The organism is Enterobacter sp. UPMP2060 (assembly GCF_053709655.1).
Genome location: NZ_JBSKJQ010000019.1, coordinates 1 through 20,476 on the forward strand (window position 1 = coordinate 1; position 20,476 = coordinate 20,476).

At 53.6% G+C, this 20,476-nt stretch carries 17 protein-coding genes; 8 read left to right on the forward strand and 9 right to left on the reverse strand.

Translation table 11 applies throughout. The annotated features are described in order from the left end of the window. Nucleotides 1–50: 50 nt before the first annotated feature. Nucleotides 51–554 carry a molybdopterin-guanine dinucleotide biosynthesis protein MobB gene (gene mobB, locus ACWKXN_RS21645; protein ID WP_048975670.1) on the reverse strand — a complete coding sequence of 168 codons (504 nt, stop codon included), beginning with the start codon at nt 552–554 and terminating at the stop codon, nt 51–53. Further along, nucleotides 551–1,135 carry a molybdenum cofactor guanylyltransferase MobA gene (gene mobA / locus ACWKXN_RS21650; RefSeq protein WP_058841938.1) on the reverse strand — a complete coding sequence of 195 codons (585 nt, stop codon included), beginning with the start codon at nt 1,133–1,135 and terminating at the stop codon, nt 551–553. The genes mobB and mobA overlap by 4 nt, the downstream gene beginning before the upstream one ends. 68 nt (nt 1,136–1,203) lie before the next feature. Between mobA and ACWKXN_RS21655 the strand changes: the two genes are divergently transcribed. From ACWKXN_RS21655 to dsbA, 3 genes are all read left to right on the forward strand, one after another. Then, a complete protein-coding gene (locus ACWKXN_RS21655) occupies nt 1,204–1,473 on the forward strand; it encodes a YihD family protein (RefSeq protein ID WP_008501866.1) in 270 nt (89 codons plus the stop codon). 75 nt (nt 1,474–1,548) lie between these two features. After that, nucleotides 1,549–2,535 (forward strand): serine/threonine protein kinase, encoded by a 987-nt coding sequence (locus tag ACWKXN_RS21660; protein ID WP_039264179.1) that lies wholly within the window; start codon nt 1,549–1,551, stop codon nt 2,533–2,535. A 27-nt stretch (nt 2,536–2,562) separates the two neighbouring features. Next, nucleotides 2,563–3,186 carry a thiol:disulfide interchange protein DsbA gene (gene dsbA, locus ACWKXN_RS21665; protein ID WP_033146975.1) on the forward strand — a complete coding sequence of 208 codons (624 nt, stop codon included), beginning with the start codon at nt 2,563–2,565 and terminating at the stop codon, nt 3,184–3,186. Between the two features lie 23 nt (nt 3,187–3,209). Here dsbA and ACWKXN_RS21670 read toward each other — a convergent pair whose 3' ends face one another. Next, nucleotides 3,210–4,118 carry an acyltransferase gene (locus ACWKXN_RS21670; protein ID WP_320718387.1) on the reverse strand — a complete coding sequence of 303 codons (909 nt, stop codon included), beginning with the start codon at nt 4,116–4,118 and terminating at the stop codon, nt 3,210–3,212. A 440-nt stretch (nt 4,119–4,558) separates the two neighbouring features. On the opposite strand from ACWKXN_RS21670, the gene polA reads away from it, so the two are divergent. After that, the gene (gene polA, locus ACWKXN_RS21675; RefSeq protein WP_182931346.1) at nt 4,559–7,351 is read left to right on the forward strand and encodes a DNA polymerase I; all 2,793 of its coding nucleotides are present in this window, start codon (nt 4,559–4,561) and stop codon (nt 7,349–7,351) included. A gap of 166 nt (nt 7,352–7,517) precedes the next feature. Further along, nucleotides 7,518–7,565, forward strand: coding sequence for a spot 42 RNA, inhibition of DNA synthesis (locus tag ACWKXN_RS21680; protein WP_071892919.1), 48 nt, complete (start codon nt 7,518–7,520; stop codon nt 7,563–7,565). Nucleotides 7,566–7,662: 97 nt separating this feature from the next. Here ACWKXN_RS21680 and yihA read toward each other — a convergent pair whose 3' ends face one another. Then, nucleotides 7,663–8,292, reverse strand: coding sequence for a ribosome biogenesis GTP-binding protein YihA/YsxC (gene yihA, locus ACWKXN_RS21685; protein WP_087822903.1), 630 nt, complete (start codon nt 8,290–8,292; stop codon nt 7,663–7,665). Nucleotides 8,293–8,869: 577 nt separating this feature from the next. Here yihA and yihI point away from each other — a divergent pair. Together yihI and hemN are read left to right on the forward strand one after the other, a co-directional pair. Then, entirely contained in the window at nt 8,870–9,385 is a 516-nt protein-coding gene (gene yihI / locus ACWKXN_RS21690) for a Der GTPase-activating protein YihI (protein WP_032644299.1), read from the forward strand. 188 nt (nt 9,386–9,573) lie between these two features. Then, nucleotides 9,574–10,947 (forward strand): oxygen-independent coproporphyrinogen III oxidase, encoded by a 1,374-nt coding sequence (hemN, locus tag ACWKXN_RS21695; RefSeq protein WP_048981036.1) that lies wholly within the window; start codon nt 9,574–9,576, stop codon nt 10,945–10,947. Between the two features lie 72 nt (nt 10,948–11,019). Here hemN and ACWKXN_RS21700 read toward each other — a convergent pair whose 3' ends face one another. The 4 genes from ACWKXN_RS21700 to glnA all read right to left on the reverse strand — a co-directional run bounded on the left by ACWKXN_RS21700 (nt 11,020) and on the right by glnA (nt 15,296). Further along, complete coding sequence (locus tag ACWKXN_RS21700) at nt 11,020–11,130, reverse strand: YshB family small membrane protein (RefSeq protein ID WP_023333898.1); 111 nt, start codon at nt 11,128–11,130, stop codon at nt 11,020–11,022. A 111-nt stretch (nt 11,131–11,241) separates the two neighbouring features. Next, nucleotides 11,242–12,654, reverse strand: a complete 1,413-nt coding sequence (gene glnG, locus ACWKXN_RS21705; RefSeq protein WP_023309765.1) for a nitrogen regulation protein NR(I) — start codon at nt 12,652–12,654, stop codon at nt 11,242–11,244. A gap of 11 nt (nt 12,655–12,665) precedes the next feature. Further along, nucleotides 12,666–13,715, reverse strand: a complete 1,050-nt coding sequence (gene glnL, locus ACWKXN_RS21710) for a nitrogen regulation protein NR(II) (protein ID WP_008501857.1) — start codon at nt 13,713–13,715, stop codon at nt 12,666–12,668. A gap of 171 nt (nt 13,716–13,886) precedes the next feature. After that, the gene (glnA, locus tag ACWKXN_RS21715) at nt 13,887–15,296 is read right to left on the reverse strand and encodes a glutamate--ammonia ligase (RefSeq protein ID WP_023309763.1); all 1,410 of its coding nucleotides are present in this window, start codon (nt 15,294–15,296) and stop codon (nt 13,887–13,889) included. A 378-nt stretch (nt 15,297–15,674) separates the two neighbouring features. Here glnA and typA point away from each other — a divergent pair, with 378 nt between their 5' ends. Continuing rightward, complete coding sequence (gene typA, locus ACWKXN_RS21720) at nt 15,675–17,498, forward strand: ribosome-dependent GTPase TypA (RefSeq protein WP_023333895.1); 1,824 nt, start codon at nt 15,675–15,677, stop codon at nt 17,496–17,498. 82 nt (nt 17,499–17,580) lie between these two features. Here typA and ACWKXN_RS21725 read toward each other — a convergent pair whose 3' ends face one another. Beyond that, the gene (locus ACWKXN_RS21725) at nt 17,581–20,406 is read right to left on the reverse strand and encodes an autotransporter outer membrane beta-barrel domain-containing protein (RefSeq protein ID WP_454544348.1); all 2,826 of its coding nucleotides are present in this window, start codon (nt 20,404–20,406) and stop codon (nt 17,581–17,583) included. Nucleotides 20,407–20,476: the final 70 nt, after the last annotated feature.

The following is a 20,476-nucleotide window of genomic DNA, read 5'->3' on the forward strand; positions in this document are numbered from 1 at the left end:
GCATCACAGAGATTTGTAGGCCGGATAAGGCAAAGCTGCCACCCGGCAAGTCAGATCGCACTCCACTCCACAATAAACTCCGCAATCCCATCCACATCATTTAAATCCAGCATCGGAACTTCAAGCGGCAATACAACATCACTGGCCACCGCAATCACATGCTCATCCAGCGTTAATTCGCTGAAATCATGCCCGGCATCGCTTCTGAACAGTAGGATCTTAGGCACGGCCTCATGCTTAAATCCCTCAACCAGCACCAGATCCAGCGTGGCGTGATCCATCCGGCTGACCAGATAAGCGAGGTCCAGCGGCGCCTCATCCGGTGTTTCTGTCATCAGCGCCCAGCGTTGAGTACTTGCCACCATCGTTTGCGCAGCACCCGCTTTACGCAACGCATAGCTATCTTTGCCCGGTCTATCGACATCCATATTATGATGGGTGTGCTTAATCAATCCTGGACGGATACCTCTGGCACAAAGCGCAGGAATGAGCTTTTTCAGCAGCGTGGTTTTTCCGGTCCCACTCCAGGCGGAAATGGCGACAACAGGTATCATTTTTTCTCCTGCATCATCTGCAAATCTTCAGGCGTATTCACATTCACAAATGCTGATTTTAAATCGCTAAAATCAACGGGATGACCGCCAGACTCGCGCATAAAAGCCATCACCCTGCGCTCTCCCGCAGCCAGATAGTACTGCAGGGCTGGCGCCAGGGATCGGTGCATCAGTGCGATAGCAGGATGATCACGCTCGCCGTCATGTACCCAAACCACAGGAGCCGTACCCCGAAGCAGCAACAAACGTTCGACAAGACAGGACGGAATAAACGGGGTATCGCAGGGACAGAAGATGAACCACTCTCCGTGAGACTGTTGCATGACCGAAAGCATGCCGGCCAGCGGTCCCGGGTAATCCTCAAGGATATCCTGATAAACGGCATACCCGCTGAGCTGGTAAGTGTCGATATGCCGGTTAGCACTGATGACCATTGTCGACACCTGGCCTGCGAGCGTATCAGCGACACATTGCCATAAGGGTTTGCCGTTCAGGCGTTGAAGCCCCTTATCTTTTCCCCCCATTCGCGTCGCTCTGCCACCTGCCAGAACGACCCCAATGATTTCCTGGCTAAGATTCACGAATATCGCCTCTTTTATTGTGGGATTGACCCTGCTAACGTGTCACTCTAAATGAAAGGAGCACCACCATGAAATGTAAACGTCTGAATGAAGTTATTGAACTCCTCCAGCCCGCCTGGCAAAAAGAGCCAGAGCTAAATCTGATGCAATTTTTACAGAAACTGGCGAAAGAGTCAGGTTTTGACGGCGATCTGGCAGACCTTTCTGACGACATCCTGATCTATCACCTTAAAATGCGTGACTCTGCCAAAGATGCTGTTATTCCTGGTATTCAGAAAGATTATGAGGAAGATTTTAAGACCGCATTACTACGCGCCCGAGGCGTAATTAAAGAGTAAAAGCTTGTAAGCGGCGGCACCGAAATCGCCACAAGATGATATCCTGAATCATTCGTATAATTTCCGGATGATCGGATGAACGACCAGGCTTTTACTTTCCAGACATTACACCCGGACACCATTATGGATGCCCTGTTTGAACAGGGTATTCGGGTGGATTCCGGGCTAACACCGTTAAACAGCTACGAAAACCGCGTCTATCAGTTTCAGGATGAGGATCGTCAGCGCTTCGTCGTAAAATTCTATCGTCCTGAACGCTGGTCCGCAGAACAAATTCAGGAAGAGCATCAGTTTGCTCACGATCTGCTGGATGACGATGTTCCCGTTGCCGCACCGCTAAAATTCAATAACCAAACGCTCCTCACGCACGAAGGGTTTTACTACGCTGTATTCCCGAGCCTGGGTGGCCGCCAGTTTGAAGCGGATAATATTGATCAGATGGAGTGGGTTGCCCGCTATCTTGGGCGCATACACCAGACGGGACGCAAAAAAGCCTTTATTGCCCGCCCGACTATCGGGATTCAGGAATACCTTCTTGAGCCGCGCGGAATATTCGAAACGTCTGCCATGATTCCCACTGCGTTAAAGGATGATTTCCTCAACGCCACCGATAAGCTCATTGCTGCTGTTAAAACCTGCTGGCGCGACGATATTTCTGTCCTGCGCCTGCATGGCGATTGTCATGCCGGAAATATCCTCTGGCGTGATGGTCCGCTGTTTGTCGATCTCGATGATGCGCGTATGGGGCCAGCGGTTCAGGACCTATGGATGCTGCTCAATGGCGACAAAGCCGAGCAACGCATGCAGCTTGAAACCATTATTGAAGCTTATGAAGAATTTAGCCCGTTTAATTCAGACGAAATTGCCCTGATTGAGCCTTTACGTGCGATGCGTTTTGTTTATTATCTCGCATGGTTAATCAGGCGTTGGGACGATCCCGCATTTCCCCGGAATTTCCCGTGGCTTACCGGAGAGGATTACTGGCGTAGCCAGATATCTACATTTACTGAGCAGGTCAAGGTTCTTCAGGAACCCCCTCTGCAATTAACGCCGATGTATTAATTGGACACACCCAGGAGAGAGTTAATCATGAAAAAAATTTGGCTGGCGCTGGCAGGTATGATTCTGGCATTTAGCGCTTCTGCTGCGCAGTTTACCGACGGCAAACAGTTCATCACGCTGGACAAACCGGTCGCTGGCGAGCCACAGGTTCTGGAGTTCTTCTCGTTCTACTGCCCACACTGCTATCAGTTCGAGCAGGTTCTGCATGTTTCTGACAACGTGAAGAAAAAACTGCCAGAAGGCACCAAAATGACCAAGTACCACGTCGAGTTCCTGGGCCCATTGGGTAAAGACCTGACCCAGGCGTGGGCGGTTGCGATGGCACTGGGCGTGGAAGATAAGATCACTGCGCCAATGTTTGAAGCCGTACAGAAAACCCAGACCGTTCAGACCACTGCGGATATCCGTAAAGTGTTCGTTGATGCCGGCGTGAAAGGTGAAGAGTATGACGCAGCATGGAACAGCTTTGTGGTGAAATCTCTGGTTGCTCAGCAGGAAAAAGCGGCTGCTGACCTCCAGCTTCAGGGCGTTCCGGCGATGTTTGTTAACGGCAAATACCAGCTGAACATGCAGGGCATGGACACCAGCAGCATGGATATCTTCGTACAGCAGTATGCTGATACCGTGAAATACCTGGTTGAGAAGAAGTAATTTCGCTGATGTAAAAACGCCGGTCACTGACCGGCGTTTTTGTATGAAGATTTAATATTGTCTATCTGTTCGTCTTTCTCTTTCCAGAGCGTATTAAGCCACTGCTGGAAACGACGCTTGAAATTCTTATCGTTAACGTAATCACCGTGCAGCCCGGCATCTATCGGAACCAGATCGACACGCACAACAATGCGCGTCAGTTTGCCGCTGAGCATATCGAAGAACGGCGTCTTATCGTTTTCCGGATAGCAGAGCGTGACGTTCAGGAGTTTATCGAACTGTGCTCCCAGCACGTTAAGCGCCATCGCAATACCCGCAGCCTTTGGCGGCAGCAAGTGCTGGTAAGGGGAGCGAGTTTGTTGATGCTTCTCTTCCGTAAACCGGGAGCCTTCAACAAAGTTCACGATGGTCGTAGGATGCGCGCGAAACTTTTCGCAGGAACGGCGCGTGGTCTCCACATCTTTGCCGCGACGCTCGGGATGACGAATCAAATAGCTGCGCGAATAGCGTTTCATAAACGGCATATCGAGCGCCCAGCAGGCCAGTCCGATAAAAGGCACCCAGGCGAGCTGCTGTTTCAGAAAATATTTGTTCATCGGGATGTGTTTGCGAAAAAGTACGCATAACACCACGATGTCCGCCCAGCTGTGGTGATTGCAGATCAGCAGATACCAGTTCTTCTTGTTAAGACTCTCCAGCCCTTTGATATCCCACTTCAGATGCGGGTTCAGGCACAGCAGTATCGCCAGTCCTTCGCACCAGCAGTACATCATGAAGTTACAAAATGCGGACACGGCTCGCCACACCATGGGAACAGGCAGCAGCAGTTTAACGATCCCGGCGATGATGATCGGCACAGAGCAGGCGACAGTCACCAGGATAGTTAAAATGATGCTTAACAGTAATGTTATTGCTGCGAGCAATCTCGGCATGATGAGCTTTTTCAGGTAGTTAGCTGTAAGTGAGCGGTCGGCTATGCAACGCCGGGCGCTAATTTTACCAGAAAAAAGACAAATGAATGGCGCTTTGACGTGATGATTTGGCCGCTTTTACCCTGTCGCAGACGATTTCTCTGTGATTGCGCGCTTAACAAGGCTTATATCCACATAGACTAAATTGCCATCAGTTGACCATATAGATAAGATCTAATGCTATAACAGTATGATAATTAAGATCTAAAAATTAACGCATATGTATTTTTTACGTCTGTTATTCATATGAAGTGAAAATATACACAAACTTATCCACAGTTTGATTTTTGCGAGCGATCCTCACGATCGCAAAATCTTTTCCTGTATCTGGCGCTAATACCTGATGTTTTCATCCTTCTGTGGCATCCTTTACCCATAAATTGATTAAAGGCACGGACATTATGGTTCAGATCCCAGAAAACCCTCTTATTCTCGTCGATGGCTCTTCTTACCTGTATCGGGCATATCATGCGTTTCCTCCTCTGACCAATAGCGCAGGGGAACCCACCGGCGCAATGTACGGCGTGCTGAACATGCTGCGCAGCCTGATCCTTCAGTATCAGCCAACCCATGCGGCTGTGGTCTTTGATGCGAAAGGTAAAACTTTCCGCGACGAGCTGTTTGAGCATTACAAATCTCACCGTCCGCCAATGCCTGACGATCTGCGCGCGCAGATTGAGCCGCTGCACACCATGGTAAAAGCGATGGGGCTGCCGCTGCTGGCCGTCTCTGGCGTTGAAGCCGATGACGTCATCGGTACGCTGGCGCGTGAAGCAGAAAAGATGGGGCGTCCTGTGCTGATCAGCACCGGTGATAAAGATATGGCGCAGCTGGTGACGCCAGGCATCACCCTGATTAACACCATGACCAACACCATTCTGGGGCCAGAAGAAGTGGTCACAAAGTACGGCGTGCCGCCTGAGCTGATTATCGACTTCCTCGCGTTGATGGGCGACTCCTCGGATAACATCCCGGGTGTCCCTGGCGTCGGTGAAAAAACCGCGCAGGCGCTGCTTCAGGGGCTGGGTGGTCTGGATACGCTCTACGCGGAGTCAGACAAAATCGCCGGGCTCTCCTTCCGTGGCGCAAAAACCATGGCCGGAAAACTGGAAGAGAACAAAGAGGTGGCTTATCTCTCCTATAAGCTGGCCACAATCAAAACCGATGTCGAACTGGAGCTGGGCTGTGAGCAGCTTGAAGTGCAACAGCCTTCCGCTGACGATCTGCTGAGCCTGTTTAAGAAATACGAATTCAAGCGCTGGACCGCTGACGTGGAAGCCGGTAAATGGCTGCAGGCGAAAGGGGCCAAACCTGCTGCAAAGCCGAAGGAGACGATCGTCGTTGACGCAGAAGAGCAGGCGGAAGAAGAAGCCGTGGCGCTTTCCTTCGACAACTACGAAACCATTCTTGAAGAGTCACGGCTGATCGCCTGGATCGATAAGCTGAAAAAGGCGCCGGTCTTCGCCTTTGATACCGAAACCGACAGCCTCGATAACATCTCTGCCAATATGGTTGGCCTGTCATTTGCGACAGAGCCGGGTATTGCCGCCTACGTCCCTGTGGCGCACGATTACCTGGATGCGCCGGAGCAGATCTCCCGTGAACGCGTGCTTGAGCTGCTGAAGCCGATCCTGGAAGACGAAAAGGCGCTCAAGGTTGGACAAAACCTCAAGTACGACCGCGGTATTTTGCAAAACTACGGCATTGAACTGCGCGGGATTGCCTTCGACACCATGCTTGAATCCTACATTCTGGACAGCGTCGCGGGCCGCCATGATATGGATTCCTTATCTGACCGCTGGCTCAAGCACAAAACGATCACCTTTGAAGAGATTGCCGGTAAAGGGAAAAATCAGCTCACCTTTAACCAGATTGCTCTGGAAGAAGCGGGGCGCTACGCGGCGGAAGACGCAGATGTCACGCTACAGCTGCACCTGAAGATGTGGCCAAAACTGCAGAAGCATGAAGGTCCGCTGAACGTGTTCCAGCATATTGAGATGCCGCTAGTACCCGTTCTGTCCCGCATTGAACGCAACGGCGTGAAGATTGACCCAACGGTGCTGCATAACCACTCCGGGGAGCTGGCGCAGCGTCTGACCGAGCTCGAGCAAAAAGCGCATGAGCTTGCAGGCGAGCCGTTTAACCTCTCTTCGCCGAAGCAGCTGCAAACCATTCTGTTTGAAAAGCAGGGCATCAAGCCGCTGAAGAAAACTCCTGGCGGCGCGCCGTCAACCTCTGAAGAGGTGCTGGAAGAGCTGGCGCTGGATTACCCGCTGCCAAAAGTGATTCTGCAGTACCGTGGCCTCGCGAAGCTGAAGTCTACCTACACCGACAAGCTCCCGCTGATGATCAACCCGAAAACGGGCCGCGTGCACACGTCGTACCATCAGGCTGTCGCGGCGACCGGTCGTCTCTCATCAACCGATCCCAACCTGCAGAACATCCCGGTACGTAACGAAGAAGGCCGCCGTATTCGCCAGGCTTTCATCGCACCAGAGGATTATCTGATTGTCTCTGCTGACTACTCGCAAATTGAGCTGCGCATTATGGCGCATCTGTCCCGCGACAAAGGCCTGCTGACCGCGTTTGCCGAAGGGAAGGATATCCACCGGGCAACCGCGGCGGAAGTCTTCGGCTTGCCGCTGGACAGCGTGACCAACGAACAGCGCCGCAGTGCTAAGGCGATCAACTTCGGTCTGATTTACGGCATGAGTGCATTTGGTCTTTCGCGCCAGCTCAATATTCCGCGCAAAGAGTCGCAGAAGTATATGGATCTCTACTTCGAGCGTTATCCGGGCGTGCTGGAATACATGGAACGCACCCGCGCGCAGGCGAAGGAAAAAGGTTACGTCGAAACCCTGGATGGCCGCCGTCTCTACCTACCGGACATCAAATCCAGCAACGCGGCGCGTCGCGCTGGCGCAGAGCGAGCGGCGATCAATGCCCCGATGCAGGGTACCGCGGCGGATATTATTAAGCGTGCAATGATCGCCGTTGATGCCTGGCTGGAAAAAGAGAAGCCTCGCGTGAAGATGATCATGCAGGTACACGATGAACTGGTATTTGAAGTGCACAAAGACGACCTCGACGCCGTGTCGAAGAAGATCCACGAACTGATGGAAAGCAGCATGACGCTTGACGTGCCGTTGCTGGTGGAAGTGGGAAGTGGCGAAAACTGGGATCAGGCTCACTAAGGGTTCTTCGCATAACGCGCTTTTTATGTAAGTTTGCAACATAACAACGCGCGTTTTGTGACAATCATTAGAATTCCCTATGTAAAGAATGAAAAAAAACTACAAAAAGTGCTTTTTCTGCAGCACAAAAAGGGGTAGAGTTGTCGGCGTAGGGTACAGAGGTAAGATGTTCTATCTTTCAGACCTTTTACTTCACGTAATCGGATTTGGCTGAATATTTTAGCCGCCCCAGTCAGTAATGACTGGGGCGTTTTTTATTGCGGCAAAGAAAAATTCAGGCAAAAAAAACGCGGCTATCGCCGCGCTCGGTATTACGCTTCTTCCGCTTCCGTCGCGGGTTCCAGCTCGCTAAACCAGGTATCGAGCTTCTGACGCAGCTTGTCCACGCCCAGCTTTTTCAGCGAGGAGAACGGCTCAACCTGCACATCACCGTTGAACGCCAGCACCGCTTCGCGAACCATATTCACCTGCGCTTTACGCGCGCCGCTCGCCAGCTTATCGGCTTTCGTCAGCAGCACCAGCACGGCGATATCACTTGCTACAGCCCAGTCGATCATCTGCTGATCCAGATCTTTCAGGGGATGGCGAATATCCATCAGCACCACCAGACCTTTCAGGCACAGGCGTTTTTCCAGGTATTCACCCAGCGCACGCTGCCACTTGATTTTCATCTCTTCCGGTACCTGCGCGTAACCGTAGCCCGGTAAGTCGACCAGGCGTTTGCCCTCTGCGACTTCAAACAGGTTGATCAGCTGGGTACGGCCAGGTGTTTTTGAGGTACGCGCCAGGCTCTTCTGATTGGTCAGCGTATTCAGGGCGCTGGATTTCCCCGCATTGGAGCGGCCAGCAAATGCCACTTCAATACCGGTATCAGAAGGAAGGTGGCGAATATCGGGCGCACTGGTGACAAAATGCGTCTGTTGGTAGTTCCAGGTAGTCACGTGGTCGTCTCCAAAATCGTAATCTGAAGGGGATTATACCCGAATGCAGCCAAAAGGCTTTTCTGATTGCTATGAGCTGTAGGCGAATGCCCCAATCGGTGTGAGAGATCGGCCAGTGATGCTATGGGAGATTTCAGAGAATTCGCAGGCGTCAAAAAAGCCAAACTGTTTTAAATCATAAGCTTATTTCCGGGTAATTGTCTGAAAAATCCTTTTTGTACCGTTTCGTTGCTTGTTAGTTTAACGGAACAAGGTAAAGTGTGCGTCAGGGCGAGGAAGCCAACAGGAAATCGACTTAAGGATTAGGGTCAGGAGCGCCAGGAGGCGAAGACGCAGGATTGTCAGGATGACCAGCGCCTGGAGGCGTTTTAAAAGGAAATGGAACCGTATCACGGACGGTATTAGCCAAGGGATAAACAGGGTTTGTTGTTGGCAAACACGGAATGTCTGACCCGCTAAGGGTTGTGAGTCAGGAAAAAAGGCGACAGATTGCTCTGTCGCCTTTTTTCTTTGCTTGCTTTCTGCTAGATTTCGCCGCAATTCTATACTGAAGAAAACGACTTAAAGATAAAACATCATGAAAAAACCAACCTCCGCTGCGGGCGCGAAACGCCCTGCAAAAGCACGCCGCAAAACGCGCGAAGAACTGAACCAGGAAGCGCGCGATCGCAAACGCGACAAAAAACATCGCGGTCACGCTGCGGGTAGCCGTGCCAACGGTGGTGGTGCAGCGGGTGCTTCTGCAAAAGGCAAACAGCAGAAAGACCCTCGTATCGGCAGTAAAACTCCCATTCCACTGGGCGTGACAGACACCCCGGTCACTAAGCAGCACAAACCAAAGAGCGAGAAACCTATGCTTTCACCGCAGGCTGAGCTGGATTTGCTGGAGAACGATGAGCGCCTGGACGCGCTGCTGGAACGTCTTGAAGAGGGTGAAACCCTGACCGCTGAAGAGCAGTCATGGGTGGATGCCAAACTGGATCGTATCGATGAACTGATGCAGAAGCTGGGCCTGTCATACGACGATGACGAAGATGAAGAAGAAGACGAGAAGCAGGAAGATATGATGCGTCTTCTGAAGGGTGGAAACTAACATTTGCACCCGGCAGGCACGATAGTCCTGCTTATAACCCTTCCGGTTATATGTTATCTGGTGTGGTTATTCGTTAAACTACGGCGGTTGTCGCGGCGACAGAAGTGGCTGCGCACCCGAATGATGGCCCGCGATGGGGCCAGAACGGGCCGCCGTATACGAACGCGACACCAACGGAAGGAGTGAGCATGTCAGCACCAACTATCGACTGGGATTTGGCCCTAATCCAGAAATATAACTATTCCGGGCCGCGTTATACGTCATACCCCACCGCGCTGGAGTTCTCCGATGCCTTCGGCGAGGCTGATTTCCAGCAGGCTGTCGCGCGCTATCCTGAGCGTCCGCTGTCGCTCTACGTCCATATTCCGTTCTGCCACAAGCTTTGCTACTTCTGCGGCTGCAATAAAATCGTTACCCGTCAGCAGCACAAAGCCGACCAATATCTTGATGCGCTCGAACAAGAAATTGTCCATCGCGCGCCGCTTTTTGCTGGCCGTCACGTCAGCCAGCTGCACTGGGGCGGCGGTACGCCAACCTATCTGAATAAAGCGCAAATCAGCCGCCTGATGACCCTGCTGCGCGGCAATTTCAGTTTTAACGCCGACGCTGAAATCTCGATCGAAGTCGATCCGCGTGAAATTGAGCTGGATGTACTGGATCACTTACGCGCCGAAGGCTTCAATCGTCTGAGTATGGGCGTGCAGGATTTCAATAAAGAGGTTCAGCGTCTGGTGAACCGCGAGCAGGACGAAGAATTTATCTTTGCCTTACTCAATCACGCGCGCGAGATTGGTTTCACCTCGACCAATATTGACCTGATTTACGGCCTGCCAAAGCAAACGCCGGAAAGCTTCGCCTTCACCCTGAAGCGCGTGGCCGAACTCAACCCGGACCGCCTGAGCGTCTTTAACTATGCGCATCTGCCGACGCTCTTTGCCGCTCAGCGAAAAATCAAAGATGCCGATCTTCCTTCTGCCCAGCAGAAGCTGGATATCCTGCAGGAAACCATTACCTCGCTGACCGAAACCGGCTATCAGTTTATCGGGATGGATCACTTTGCCCGTCCGGATGACGAGCTGGCGATTGCGCAGCGTGAAGGTGTTCTGCACCGTAACTTCCAGGGCTACACAACCCAGGGCGATACCGATTTGCTGGGGATGGGCGTCTCCGCTATCAGCATGATTGGCGACTGTTACGCGCAGAACCAGAAAGAGCTGAAGCTTTACTACCAGCAGGTTGATGAAATGGGCAACGCGCTGTGGCGCGGCATTGCGTTAACGCGCGACGACTGCATCCGACGCGATGTGATTAAGGCGCTAATCTGCAATTTCCGTCTCGATTTCAGCGACGTTGAGTCGCAGTGGGATCTTCACTTCAGCGATTATTTTGCGGAAGACCTGAAGCTGATTGCACCGCTGGCGAAAGACGGGCTGGTGGATGTGTCGGAGAGCGCGATTGAGGTCACGCCGAAAGGGCGTCTGTTGATCCGTAATATTTGCATGTGCTTTGACGCGTATCTACGTCAGAAAGCGCGACTGCAGCAGTTCTCGCGGGTGATTTAAGGCGCATTGCAAAATGCACAAAACGTAGGCCGGGTAAGGCGAAGCCGCCACCCGGCTTTTACGTTCAACTCGCTAGCTAAACAGCCCCACCAACGCCGCACACAACATGGCCGCAACGGCTGTCTGTGGCGTGTGGCTTTCAGCGGCTCCGCTAGAGAGCATATTCACGATTGTTTCCAGCATGATGTTCACCCCCAATTTCCGGGCACGATCATACAAAACTCATCGGAACAGTAAAGCGCAAAATAACGGCAATTTGCGCTCAAGGAATAACCTTTACACAGCGGCGTACGATCACTCCATTCCCAGCTCTTTAAGCTTGCGCGTCAGGGTATTACGTCCCCATCCCAGCAGGCGAGCGGCTTCCTGCTTATGGCCCTGCGTATGACGAAGCGCGGTAGTTAACAGCGTACGCTCCATCTCCGGCTGAGCTTCAGACAGCAGGTTTTGATGACCGGAACGCAGCGCGCGGTCGGCCCACTGCGCCAGCAGCGTCGCCCAGCTGTCCGGCAGCGCGTGCCCGGTACTGCTTTCAGGCGCGGTCGCTTCAAACAGCTCGGCCGGTAAATCCTGAATCAACACTTCCTGCCCGGCGGCCATCACGGTTAACCAGCGGCAGGTGTTTTCCAGCTGACGCACGTTGCCCGGCCACGCCAGACGCGTCAGAGCGGCATCGGTTTCCGGGTGAAGCTGCTTGGCTTCCACACCCAGCTCACGAGCGGCCACCTGCAGGAAATGGCGCGCCAGGCGGGGAATATCTTCCCGACGTTCACGCAGCGGCGGCAGATGAACGCGGATGACGTTCAGACGGTGGAATAAATCCTCACGGAATTTTCCTTCCTGCACGCGTTGCTCCAGGTTCTGGTGGGTCGCGGCGATAATGCGCACGTCCACCTTCACCGGCGCATAGCCGCCCACGCGATAAAACTGCCCGTCGGCCAGCACGCGCAGCAGGCGGGTCTGGACATCCAGCGGCATATCGCCGATCTCATCCAGGAACAGCGTGCCGCCGTCAGCCTGTTCGAACCGCCCCTGGCGAATGGTATTGGCGCCGGTAAATGCCCCTTTTTCATGGCCGAACAGTTCGGACTCAATCAAATCCTTCGGGATCGCCGCCATATTCAGGGCGATGAACGGCGCTTTTGCCCGCGGGCTGTGGCGGTGCAATGCATGCGCCACAAGCTCTTTACCGGTTCCCGACTCACCGTTAATCAATACGCTGATGGACGAGCGGGACAAACGACCGATAATGCGAAACACGTCCTGCATCGCCGGCGCTTCACCGATGATATCTGTCGTTGGCCCAAAATCGGGCGCGTGGCGCGGCTGTTGCTGCTCCTGATAATGGCTAATCGCGCGCTCAACCAGCGCCACCGCTTCGTCGATATCAAACGGTTTGGGCAGGTAATCAAACGCCCCTTGCTGATAGGCGCTCACTGCGGCATCCAGATCGGAGTGCGCGGTCATTATGATGACCGGAAGCATAGGGTGGCGTTGTTTGATCTGCTTTAACAGCGCCAGCCCGTCCATGCCCGGCATACGAATATCCGAAAGCAGAACATCTGGCGTTTTGGTGGTGAGTGCGTCGAGCACTTCGCTGCCGCTCTCAAACGTCGTGCAGCTTAATCCTGCCCCAGTGAGCGCGCGTTCAAGCACCCAACGGATGGAGCTATCGTCATCGACTACCCAGACTATCCCTCGTTGCATAAACGTCACCTTTATTTTTTAATCGGCAGGAAAACTGAAAACTCGGTATGTCCCGGCCAACTGGTAAATTCAATTTTCCCGGAGTGTTGATCGATCAAACTGCGGGCAATGGATAAGCCCAGGCCGGTTCCGCCTTCGCGACCGCTTACCATCGGGTAGAACAGGGTGTCCTGCAAATGCGATGGAATGCCGGGCCCGTTATCCTCAACGTCGATACGGGCGGCCAGCCGGTAGCGCACGCCGTGTAACGTGAGCTGGAAGGCGGTGCGGGTGCGTAAAATAATCTCACCGCCTTCAGGCCCCAGCGCCTGCAGGGCATTACGCACAATATTCAACAGGACCTGCTCAATCTGGTCCGGGTCATGGGCCAGTTCCGGCAGGCTTGGATCGTAATCACGTACCAGCGTGACGTTCTCCGGCAGCTCCATTGAGACGAGCTTCACCACCCGCTCAGCCACTTTATGGATGCTTTCAGTAACGTGCATTCCCGGCTGCTGAGGACCGAGAAGACGGTCTACCAGATTCCGCAGACGGTCCGCCTGCTCAATGATGACGTTGGTATATTCCGCCAGCGCGGGATCGGGCAGCGCTTTAGTCAGAAGCTGCGCTGCGCCGCGTAATCCACCCAGCGGGTTTTTGATTTCATGCGCCAGACCGCGCACCAGGTCACGGGCGGCAATCTGCTGCGCGTGCTGAAGCTGCTCCTGGCTCAGTCGACGCTGATTATCCATCGGCGCCATTTCCAGCAGGATCAGGCCTTCGGGAAGACGTTGCGCGGTTAGCGACAGAATGTGCGAGCGCCCGTCGATCACCAGCGTCACTTCGTTATCGGTAAACCCCTGGCCGGCCTGCAAACTTTCCTGCATCAGGCCAATATTCAGTGAAAAATAGCTCAGGAGTTCAGGAAGCGGGGTGCCGAACAGTTTACGTGCGCTTTGGGCGAGCAGCTGCTGCGCCGCCGGGTTGGCGTAATGAACGGCCAGCTCGTCATCGACCAGCAATATGCTGTTAATCAAAGAATTGAGGATCTGCCCAGCATCGGGCAGCGTGCCAGTTGCCATTCAGCAGTCTCCTGGAGTCGTTTGCACTAATTTAGTGCAGTATAGCGTTTTCGGCGTAAAAAGCGCGTGAGATCAGGTTGTTGGTGGAGAAAAAAGCCCATCCGGAGATGGGCTAAAAGTTTCCACGGCAACTACCCCCGGCGCTTATCACGCCGGGTAAAACAACTTTAATTAAACGCTGTAGTACAGCTCGAACTCTACCGGGTGTGGCGTCATACGCACGCGGTCGTTCTCTTCCATACGCAGGGCGATGTAAGCATCGATAGCGTCGTCAGTGAATACGCCACCTGCAGTCAGGAACTCGCGGTCTGCGTCCAGCGCCTGCAGGGCTTCTTCCAGAGAGCCAGCAACCTGTGGGATCTCTTTCGCTTCTTCTGGCGGCAGGTCGTACAGGTTTTTGTCCATCGCTTCGCCCGGGTGGATCTTGTTCTTGATACCGTCCAGACCGGCCATCAGCAGTGCTGCGAAGCACAGGTATGGGTTAGCCGCTGGGTCCGGGAAGCGAACTTCGATACGACGTGCTTTAGGAGAAGCCACCACCGGAATACGGATAGAAGCAGAACGGTTACGTGCAGAGTAGGCCAGCATCACTGGCGCTTCGTAGCCCGGGACCAGACGCTTGTAGGAGTTCGTGGTTGGGTTCGCCAGGGCGTTGATCGCTTTAGCGTGTTTGATAACACCACCGATGTAATACAGCGCCTGCTCGGACAGACCGGCATATTTGTCGCCAGAGAACAGGTTGGTACCGTTCTTGGACAGAGACATGTGGCAGTGCATACCGGAACCGTTATCGCCAAACATTGGTTTTGGCATGAAGGTCGCGGTTTTACCGAAACGGTGCGCAACGTTGTGCACAACGTATTTGTAGATCTGAATTTCGTCCGCTTTTTTGGTCATGGTGTTGAAGCGGGTTGCCACTTCGTTCTGACCAGCAGTCGCCACTTCGTGGTGGTGAGCTTCAACAACCAGGCCCATCTCTTCCATCACCAGACACATGGTGGAACGGATGTCCTGTGCAGAGTCGACCGGAGGAACCGGGAAGTAACCGCCTTTCACACCAGGACGGTGACCTTTGTTACCGCCTTCGTATTTAGTGGAGGAGTTCCATGCACCTTCGATGTCGTCGATAGCCACGTGGGAGCCAGAAATAGAGGCACCGAAGCGGATGTCATCGAACAGGAAGAATTCTGGCTCTGGCCCGAACAGAACGGTGTCTGCGATGCCGGTAGAACGCAGGTACTCTTCAGCGCGTTTCGCGATAGAACGTGGGTCGCGGTCGTAGCCCTGCAGCGTGCCTGGTTCGAGGATGTCGCAACGAATGATCAGGGTTGGTTCTTCGAAGAACGGATCAATGACCGCAGTGGTCGCGTCTGGCATCAGAACCATGTCGGATTCGTTAATGCCTTTCCAGCCACCAATGGAGGAGCCGTCAAACATTTTGCCTTCTTCAAAGAATTCGGCGTTCACCTGATGAGCAGGGATTGTGACGTGCTGTTCTTTTCCTTTGGTATCGGTGAAGCGCAGATCAACAAACTTCACTTCATGTTCGTTCAGCATCGTCAAAACGTGTTCAGCGGACATACTTAACTCTCCAGATTGGTCATTGTCGTCGTGGTAACGAGGTCTTCAATTTCTGTTTGTACTGGCTGGTGCCATGTATTTTTTATAAAGCGAAATCTGTGCCAACTTTTAAATCACCCCAAAAAGGCGTTATCATGCGCACCATAGTGCAAAAGGGCTGCACCACAATGGATTTGTTGCACCAGTATAGTGCTTCAATGTGAACATTGAGCACCATATTGGTGCAATTTACGTTAAAGTGCCCTTTTACCGCTCCGTGAAAGCGATCACAAAGCATCTCTGCAATACTTGTTTGCGGGGGATGTTTGTGATCCTGTTTTGTAGTGCGATTAATCCGTGTACAATAACGCGCTATTTCTAAATGCCTGAGGCAAAGTTGTGATCGAAAATTTGCGTAACATCGCCATCATCGCGCACGTTGACCATGGTAAAACTACCCTGGTCGACAAGCTGCTGCAGCAATCCGGTACGTTTGATGCGCGTGCCGAAACCCAAGAACGCGTGATGGACTCCAACGATTTGGAGAAAGAGCGTGGGATTACCATCCTCGCGAAAAACACCGCGATTAAATGGAATGACTACCGTATCAACATCGTTGATACCCCAGGGCACGCCGACTTCGGTGGTGAAGTTGAACGTGTAATGTCCATGGTAGACTCCGTTCTGCTGGTCGTTGACGCAATGGATGGCCCAATGCCACAGACGCGCTTCGTGACCAAAAAAGCTTTTGCCCATGGTCTGAAGCCAATCGTTGTTATCAACAAAGTTGACCGCCCTGGCGCGCGTCCTGACTGGGTTGTTGACCAGGTCTTCGACCTGTTCGTTAACCTCGACGCGACCGACGAGCAGCTGGACTTCCCTATCGTTTACGCCTCTGCGCTGAACGGTATCGCAGGTCTGGACCACGAAGACATGGCTGAAGACATGACCCCGCTGTATCAGGCGATTGTTGACCGTGTTCCTGCACCAAATGTCGATCTCGACGGCACCCTGCAGATGCAGATCTCTCAGCTCGACTACAACAACTACGTTGGCGTAATCGGCATTGGTCGTATCAAGCGCGGTAAAGTGAAGCCTAACCAGCAGGTTACTATCATCGATAGCGAAGGCAAAACCCGTAACGGTAAAGTCGGTAAAGTACTGACTCACCTGGGTCTTGAGCGTATCGAGAGTGACGTTGCGGAAGCGGGCGACATCATCGCTATCACCGGTCTGGGTGAACTGAACATCTCCGACACCATCTGCGATCCGCAGAACGTCGAAGCGCTGCCAGCCCTGTCCGTTGATGAACCAACCGTATCCATGTTCTTCAACGTCAACACCTCTCCGTTCTGTGGTAAAGAAGGTAAATTCGTTACCTCTCGTCAGATCCTTGACCGCCTGAACAAAGAGCTGGTGCACAACGTTGCGCTGCGCGTTGAAGAAACCCAGGATGCTGATGCATTCCGCGTTTCTGGTCGTGGTGAGCTGCACCTGTCTGTTCTGATCGAAAACATGCGTCGTGAAGGTTTCGAAATGGCGGTTTCCCGTCCGAAAGTAATCTTCCGCGAAATCGACGGCCGTAAACAAGAGCCGTTCGAAAACGTAACGCTGGACGTTGAAGAGCAGCACCAGGGTTCTGTGATGCAGGCTCTGGGTGAGCGTAAAGGCGACCTGAAAAACATGAATCCAGATGGCAAAGGCCGCGTACGTCTCGACTACGTGATCCCAAGCCGTGGTCTGATCGGCTTCCGTTCAGAGTTCATGACCATGACCTCCGGTACCGGTCTGCTGTACTCCACCTTCAGCCACTACGACGACGTTCGTCCGGGCGAAGTGGGCCAGCGTAACAACGGCGTGCTGATCTCCAACGGTCAGGGTAAAGCGGTTGCGTTTGCGCTGTTCGGTCTGCAGGATCGCGGCAAGCTGTTCCTGGGTCACGGTGCTGAAGTTTACGAAGGCCAGATCATCGGTATTCACAGTCGTTCTAACGACCTGACCGTAAACTGCCTGACCGGTAAGAAACTGACCAACATGCGTGCGTCCGGTACTGACGAAGCAACGGTTCTGGTTCCACCGATCAAGATGACTCTGGAGCAGGCTCTGGAATTCATCGATGATGACGAACTGGTAGAAGTGACTCCACAGTCAATTCGTATCCGTAAACGTCACCTGACCGAGAACGATCGTAAACGTGCTATGCGCGGTGCGAAAGAAGAGTAATACGGTCAATCCGTAGGCCGGGTAAGCGTGAGCGCCACCCGGCAACTAAAAAGCCGCTGATCTCTCAGCGGCTTTTTTATTGTTATTTGAAGCTGTATTTCACCCCCAGCATCCCCTGGGTATCGCTGTAGCCTGTGTCGCCTATCTGCTGAGCCACATTGCCCCAAACGCTAAGCTGCGGCGTAATCTGCCCCTCTACGCCCGTCTTTAACTCGCCGATATTGCGAGCACCGCGCAGTTCATTGCTGACGTCATCCATGCGGATGCGCGTGGTCTGGGTATTGTGGATCCAGTTCGCCTCGATAAACGGCTGGAAGGTACGGGATTTACCGTCGTCAATCGCGTTATGCCCGCTGATATAGGCCTTCACGCCGAGACGTGTCATCAGGTTCCCCTGAGTCTCGTCTTTCACCCGCGTGCCGTTGCGTTCGCGATGGTCATCAGCCTGCACGTCCATCCAAACGGCCTGCGCTTTCGGCTGGATCCAGTAGCTGTTGCGGCCGCTTTCGCCCACCTTAACGCTATAGCCAGCTTCTACAGAGGCGGTTACGCCGCTGGAGCGATAATTCTCAGTCGCCTGATCCTGCCCCATCACCTTATTGTCGAACCAGTTATACAGCATCCAGCTATCAACGTAGGTTCCACTTTTATCCGCGTCGTTTGCGTACCAGGTACCGTACAGACCGACGCTATAGCCATTCACTTCGCCACGCGAGTGGTATCCGGTTAGACTGGAAGCACTCCGGCTCTGGCTGTTGCCGTAGCCCGCCATCAGGCCAAGATGCCAGCGATCCAGGCCGTCGGTGCTCCACTGGGCGACATCACCACCCAGCTGCAGCACGTAGCGGTTGGCGGTCGTTTTTAACTGGCTGCTGCCGTCTCTGAAACGCGTATGGCCGCCGACGTTACGCATCCACAGGCTCGTTACTTTTTGCTCGCCGGTGAGCAGGTCGGTGTACTGCGTTTCACCCAGACGGTCGTGCAGGCGGGTCATAAACAGCGTATTTGCCGCATAGCTGTTCGCCTGATAGCTACCAAATTCAGGGCGATACTGATGCTCGCTTTGCGCTGGTGCAGCAGGGGGGACCGGTTCCTGCGGCGGAATCACCGGGTCGACGGGCGGGTCTACCGGGTCGACCGGCGGGTCAACGGGCTCAACCAGGCTGGTCAGAAACCAGTTTTTACCTTTTTGCACAACGTTATAGTCATAACCCCCCGCCACGATACGGCTGGCCTTCTCAAACGTCCCGTCAGAGTTGCCGCCAACGCTGACGATTTCAATCCCTTCAATGGTTTGTGCGCCAGTACCGCCAATGTTGTTCACTTCCACCCCGGTATGGCCGGAGGTGTTGCCTTCAACGATCAGTTTGTCCGTTTCCGATGTGTCGTCAAACAGCACGGTATTGAAAACCAGCTTGCCGCCGTTGCCGATAAAATCGTCACTGATGGTCAGGGTTTGCCACGCCGCATCCTCAGCATGCTGGAAATTAATCGTACCGCCCGCATTCAGCGTCAGGCTGGTCAGCGTGGAGCTGTCGCGCATATTCCACACGGCATCATTCATCGTAAGCGCGATAGTCCCGGTACCGTTGGCGTTGCTCTCAATGTAAGACGCCCCGTTCCAGAGAGAGTTGTCCTGCATGGTGAGCGCGATCGCGCTGTTTTGCGCTGCGGCAGTGCTGGTGGCCGCGACGCCGCCAGCGGAGAGGATGTCACCGTTGAGGGTGAATTTTCCGCCCGCGGAGGCATCAATCACGCCACCGTTGCTGGCGTTCAGGGCGTAGCTACCGCTGTCGCGCTGGCCTGCGGTGGTAATGGTTGCGCCACCCCCGAGCGTTATCACGCCGCGTGACCAGGCATACATCCCGTGCGGCGCTTGCGCGGAGCTGCTGGTTTTCTCGCTGCTGTTGACCGCAATGGTGACGTTATCACCAAGATTCACCGCGCCTGTGTACGCATAGACGCCATGCGCGCTGGCACCGTTGGTGGTGATGGTCGCGCCTTCATCAAGGGTGATGGTTGACGAGCCGGTAGAATACACCCCGGAGGCGCTGGCCGCGTCGGTGGTAATCGTCGCGTTTTTTCCCAGCTCAATTTTGGATGCAGAGCCCGCATACAGGCCGTAGGCCGATGTGCCGTACGTTTCGATGGTGGCCTCACTCCCCAGACGAACATAAGAGCCGCTCTGGTTGGTACGAATCCCCTCGGCGTAGGTACCACGCGTCACAATATGCGCACGATCGCCGACGATAACGTTATTTTGGGCCTTTGAAGCATCATTCAATGCATAGGCGCTAATGCCGCGACCGGTACTGCCGATGGTTTCAATATAGAGATCGTCACCCACATAAATATTGGCGGAGCCAAGAGAGCCCTGGCTGAAGGAGCTGTACCCGGCATTGATGCCGTCACCGCTTTGGCCATTAACGTAAATGTGGGTGCGGTCTCCGGTAATAATAAACACCGGGTTGTCCGGCGTGTTCATACCATGGGTACGAATGCCGTCGACGTCTTTACCATTATTGGCAGCCACTTTTGACTGGGTGCGAATAGTCAGATCGTCACCAAATATTACCCCCGGGCTGCCGGACGTGGAGTTCTGAATAACGGTGACTGAATGCTCAAAGGCTTCCGCCCCCGGTCCTTCGAGGGTGATCCCATCTCCGTAGATCGGGATATTACCCGGGCTGTACTGGTAGACATAGTTAGGATCGCCGGTATTTTTGCTAAAGTTCGCGTTTGCCGTTGCAGGAATTAGCGCCTGTATTTCTGCAGGCAACTCCGTTACTGCTCCGGAGGCAGGTAAATTAGCAAAATCTATTACCGCTGCATGCGCGGTAAATAACGCTGACGATAACGCCAGTGAAATCGCAACTGCGACAGGTGAGTGTTTCATTAAATATGGCATGACTGCCCCCTTTCTTTCAGGCGTAGAACATCCTCCACGCGATTAATTGTGGGTATGCTAAGAGGTTGAA

Bases quoted from the DNA above. Each gene is read 5' to 3' on its own strand.
- polA (WP_182931346.1), top strand. From the start codon at position 4,559: ATGGTTCAGATCCCAGAAAACCCTCTTATTCTCGTCGATGGCTCTTCT.
- glnG (WP_023309765.1), bottom strand. From the start codon at position 12,654: ATGCAACGAGGGATAGTCTGGGTAGTCGATGACGATAGCTCCATCCGT.
- hemN (WP_048981036.1), top strand. From the start codon at position 9,574: ATGTCAGCACCAACTATCGACTGGGATTTGGCCCTAATCCAGAAATAT.
- ACWKXN_RS21670 (WP_320718387.1), bottom strand. From the start codon at position 4,118: ATGCCGAGATTGCTCGCAGCAATAACATTACTGTTAAGCATCATTTTA.
- ACWKXN_RS21655 (WP_008501866.1), top strand. From the start codon at position 1,204: ATGAAATGTAAACGTCTGAATGAAGTTATTGAACTCCTCCAGCCCGCC.
- yihI (WP_032644299.1), top strand. From the start codon at position 8,870: ATGAAAAAACCAACCTCCGCTGCGGGCGCGAAACGCCCTGCAAAAGCA.
- glnA (WP_023309763.1), bottom strand. From the start codon at position 15,296: ATGTCCGCTGAACACGTTTTGACGATGCTGAACGAACATGAAGTGAAG.
- ACWKXN_RS21700 (WP_023333898.1), bottom strand. From the start codon at position 11,130: ATGCTGGAAACAATCGTGAATATGCTCTCTAGCGGAGCCGCTGAAAGC.
- ACWKXN_RS21725 (WP_454544348.1), bottom strand. From the start codon at position 20,406: ATGCCATATTTAATGAAACACTCACCTGTCGCAGTTGCGATTTCACTG.
- dsbA (WP_033146975.1), top strand. From the start codon at position 2,563: ATGAAAAAAATTTGGCTGGCGCTGGCAGGTATGATTCTGGCATTTAGC.
- ACWKXN_RS21660 (WP_039264179.1), top strand. From the start codon at position 1,549: ATGAACGACCAGGCTTTTACTTTCCAGACATTACACCCGGACACCATT.
- glnL (WP_008501857.1), bottom strand. From the start codon at position 13,715: ATGGCAACTGGCACGCTGCCCGATGCTGGGCAGATCCTCAATTCTTTG.
- mobB (WP_048975670.1), bottom strand. From the start codon at position 554: ATGATACCTGTTGTCGCCATTTCCGCCTGGAGTGGGACCGGAAAAACC.